At 58.9% G+C, this 4,866-nt stretch carries 1 protein-coding gene; it reads left to right on the forward strand.

Features of this window, described 5'->3' with window-relative positions:
- Positions 1–1,983: 1,983 nt before the first annotated feature.
- On the forward strand, positions 1,984–4,866 hold a 2,883-nt coding region (locus tag FJ398_26085; GenBank protein ID MBM3841357.1), incomplete at its 3' end, for a hypothetical protein.

Genomic DNA, 4,866 nt, shown 5'->3' on the forward strand with positions numbered 1-4,866 from the left:
GGCCTCCTTGGAACCACAGGCCATAACCGACCTCCTTGCGGCGGGAGCCTACGCCCTGCCTGACACCAGGCAAGCTCCCCGTGAAGGCTCGATGTGCCAGATGCGCTTGAGGAACTCTGACCCTCCCTCCCGGCGCTAGCAGCCGTGAGTGCAGAAATCGCCGTTTCCTTTAAAGGCAAGCCGTACTTGGCAGACCATCGGCCCGACTCACTAAGCGATGAGGAAATGGCGACATTGCTGGATGGTGTGCCGGCTTCAGCGTTCCACTATCTTGGACATCTGTCGTACCTACTGAAGCTCATTCCACAACGCGCCAGCGAGCGCGAAGCCGATTCGATGCTTACTGCTGCGATGGTTCGTATGGCCAATCGTTTGGTGAGCGACCGACTTCCTAAAGACAACGATTTAGCTCGCCTCTGGAAAGAATTTTTCAAACGGTTGCCCGCGACGGCCATCGTCCGTCTGCCGACGAAATCCACGGAAGTTAGTTCACAAATCGCGCGTAGCCTCGCAGACTCGGAGCTGCGAGTGGCATTGCTCTGGCAGGATTTCCGCGACGCGGACGACAGCGGATCTCTCATGTGGTCCCCGTTGGTGACGTTGCTGCACAGACTGGGACGGCTGATGTTGAACGCGGAGGATGCTATTGAACACCGTTCCAGCATCGCTGTCCGGCTGCTGAAGGCATGCCGAGAGAGGCCTGCCGATTGGAGGAACGAGATCCAACAGCTTCCCCTGTTCTCCGCTCGTGAACCCGGCGCGGCGGCCCACGCAGTCGCCTTCACCGATGTGCAAACGAGGAGCAACAATCGGTGTCTGTTTACGGGCGGTGGAGACTGGGCGAAAGAATTCGGGAATGCTGCGCCGGAACTAAGGTTGCTTCTAATCGAGCCTGAAGTCGCCAAGGTACTGGAACTGTCCGCCTCACACTGCGAAGAGTCGGCGTGTGTTGAGCTTCTTTCCGCAACCTCGCGCTTGGCAGAGGCTTTCGCGAGCCGGAAACCGCTTTTTGACCGCCTCTTGCCACGCGCCGCAAAAGTTGGCCCGGAGGCGTGGTCGGCGCTTCGTTGCCTGCTGCACGGGGACATCGGAATGTGGCGGGAAGCGGCAATACTGTTCGACGAGACCGGGGCCACGCCTGTGCTGTCGCGGCTGCTTGAAAACGCGCTGAAAGCGGCGAAACAACCCTGGCGCCGCGTAACAGCCACGGCAGCAGGAGAACTCGGTCTCACAGCGTACCAACGGCAGTGTTTGAATCTGGTTCCAGCCTCAGAGCCGAACATTGAGGCGCTTATCGGCGAGGTCGGGCCTACGGATATGGATTGCTCAGGCCTCTCGCACGAGGAATGCGATTTCATTCTACTGCACTTCGACGACGTGAAAGTTCTTCGCGACCTGAACATCCACGAGACAATGGATGGCCATCGCGTCCGCATAGGTCCCCTCACTTATGTGGACGACGACACATTTGAAAATCTACCGCACCAGTTCAACTCACTCGTGACGCGCCTGCGCGACCGTCCTGGATATGCACGATTCGCAAGTCCGGACGGTTCCAATCAGCTAGTCAAGAAGCTGAGCTGGGAAGCGGTGATCGAGATCGCGCTAGGCCACTCGAGCCCATGCCAATGGTGGGATGTAATCCTGACAGCCGTCAGCGAGATGGAATACTTGCGAGTGGCATTGAGGGATCAGATACGAACTGTCGCATGGCTGCCGCTGGCCAACGACACAGCGGTTAAACCCGCAGAAGTGCTGCATGTTCCAGGTGTGGACGCGGAATTGGATGGACTCCCGCCGAATGTTCTTTTCGGCCGCGTGCCGCTCTTGCGTGTGAGCGAAGCGGTGCGGAGCCACGGGCGGTTCGGGAAATTTAAGAACGAAGTTCTGCCCGCTCCCAACGAGGCGCTGCCGGCGCTGGCAGCGCTTCTCCAAAGCGATGGAGCCTGGTCCACCGGGCTCTCGTGCGAGTGGACTCCCGAGTTGGTCGCCGACTGGGTTAGGACGCTTGGCGAGATGCCAGAGCAGGCGTTACCGGTCGTTCGGCTTGTCAAGGCGATGCACGCTGAGGATTCTGTACGGAGCCTGCTCCCGACTTTCCTCCAAAGCATCAGTGGCCGACTTCGTGAGAACGCTTACGCCGAGGTGCTGAAGCACTTGGCGAATGTCCACGAAGCAGCAACCGCGGAAGCCCGCGAGCGAGCCGTAAACGTCATTCTCCGCTACCTGACCGCCGTTGCCGAAGCTGGACCCGGTTTTGCCACTACAGTCCTCAAGGCCGATGGTGTGAAATTGGTGAGCGCAAGTGGAGCCGCTAGGGCACCGCAGAAATTGGCATTCGCGCACGACAGCATTCATCCAGAAGATCGGCTCGACCAGCGGATCTCCCGAGCGCTCGAGGTGCTGCGTGCAGAACAACCCGACTTGCCAGAACCAATCGAGGAGGTTCCGGATGTCTCGGACCAATCGGCGGCGGGTCTGGTTGCAACCCTTCGGGGATTGTTCAATCCTTGGCGGACGACACTATCGGCCTGCGAGCCGATCGGCGCTTTGCTTTGTCTTTTGGGGGCAGGTGCCCAGAGTCTGAGCAGGGAGTTCTTTTCCACTTGGTCACCCGAAGAAGTTCTGGACTGGCTTGAGGAGAACGATCAAACCCGCGGGACCTTGGGGAGAATTCGTGATCGCATTAGACGACGAGAGTTTAGACTCCTTATCGTCACAGAACCTTGCGCTGTGGTGTGTTCAATCCTCGGTAACGAGTTCGAAGCACGACTGGCGGACCAGCCAAGCACCTTGCTCCTCCCATATCACGGCTATTCGATCGAAGCGTGGCAGGAAGATTGCCACTCGGTTTGCCGTTTGAGGCTTCGCAAGCTGGCCCTTGACCGCGGCAATTATACCGAGGAAGTATTGCTGGCTCTTCTACGTGAAACGGCGGGGGCCGTGCTCGCCCAGGCGCTGCGGGCGAAGGTGGACGTCCGGCCACTGTTCGAGAAACTGTCCAAAGCGACTCAACTTCATGTTGCGGTCGCCCAAAACATGATTGTGGATCAGGCTCTGGCGTTTCTACGCCAGATCGGAGCGCAGTCACATCCAAACCTGAAGGAGGCGCTCGGCCTCTGGGATGATGCTCGAAGGCAGGAAGCGGTCGAGGACGTTCACAAGTTGATATCGCGCCGCTCCGCCGATCTGCGCCGCCAGGCACGCGAGAAAATTCGAGGCCTTCTCGCTGGAGACCCACTGGTCCAGGCAGTCGTGCTTGGCGGCGTTAAGCGCAAGCTTTCGGAGTTCCAATACGCCGCTTCCTCCATTCCATTCGAACTGTGGCAGAACGCCGATGACGCGGTTGCGGAATTACTCAAATTGGGAATTGATCCCAGCGAGGCTGCGATTCGGCTAGGTTTCGTTGCGATTGACGCAGGCGACAGTCTGGTCTTCGCCCACTGGGGTCGCCTAATCAACGAGTTCGCAGGGACCGAAGGGATCAACTGTCGAGACGCAGGCTTTGACCGTGACTTGGAAAAGATGCTTGTTCCAGCCATCTCGGACAAATCAGAGATTTCGGCTCAGGGCGAAACGGTTCTGACCGGCAAGTTCGGACTCGGCTTCAAGAGTGTTTTTCTTGTCACTGATGGCCCGGAGGTGTTGAGCGGGAGCGTGGATTTCGCTATTCGCGGCGGAATCTACCCAGTCCGACTGAACGAGACTGAGCGGACGGCCTTGGAGGCCACACTCAAGATGTTGGCCCCAGACCACTGGCGACGGGGTACTCTAATCCGACTGCCAGCCCAGACGCAATCCGCCGGCCAAGTGCTCAGTTTGTTCCGGAGGCTGGCGTCGCTGCTGGTTGTGTTCTCGCGTCGGTTGAAGCGATTGCGCCTTTGCTCGAACGAGGAGCAAGACGTGGAAGTTCGGTGGCATCCGAAGCGACTCGAACTAGAGGGATGTATCGAGTTTGGCGCGTTAGACCATCTCGAGGGTGGTCCCAGAAGAGCTCTGGTGCTGTCGCTGTCCATTGACAACGACCGCGCTCAGTTCCTGTTGGGGTTGGGCTCGGATGGTTTTCTCCCGTTGCCTGATGACGTACCCGTGTTCTGGGTGACAGCACCGACGCGGGACACGCCCTGCTACGGGTTTGCAGTTAATGGACCGTTCGAGCCGGATGTGGGCCGGGTGCAATTGGCCTTTCAGTCGGAGCAGAACAAACAGCTCGCCAGCGGCTTGGCGGTCGCGGTAGCCGTCAGGCTAGTCACGATCTGGAAACTGAGCTGCGAAGACTGGCAGGGGTTTAGTGAAAAACTGGATCTTGCGAGTGGAACCACGGCGCACGCTTTCTGGGAAAGCCTCTGGGACATGCTGGGGCGTCGTTTCGCCGACAAGTGCCCAAAAGACGACCGCAGTCCTCTTGCGACACTGGCGCGGCGAATCCTCTGGAACTCTGAAACGGACGGGCTGCAGTGTTTCTATCGCAGTTGCCCCGCCCTGCCGACCGGCTTGTGGAGCCTTTACCGCACGTTGACACGCCTCCCCGACCTGCACCATGTGGCGGCGGGCGCACTTGATCGCGAGCAGATTTTCAAGACCGTCAGCTTTTGGCCCGGTTTTCAGCGAAGGGTGTCCGTAGGCTGCATTTGTTCTAACAGGCAGATCGCTTCTATCTTGGGGAGGTTAGGCGTGCGCCTCGACAAAGCTGAGTCGGTGCATCTGGCGAATGCGGTTGAATGGGAATTAGGAAAAGATCGTAGAGCTGACCCTGAGCTTGCGGCGCGGCTGGGCCAGCTCATCACGCCGGAGTTCCTCAAGAAACTGCAGGAAGGCAGACCAGACGAGCGCGACGAGTTTGCTGCGTATTCCGGGCCAATTCGG

This window comes from Verrucomicrobiota bacterium (assembly GCA_016871535.1).
Taxonomy (GTDB): domain Bacteria; phylum Verrucomicrobiota; class Verrucomicrobiia; order Limisphaerales; family SIBE01; genus VHCZ01.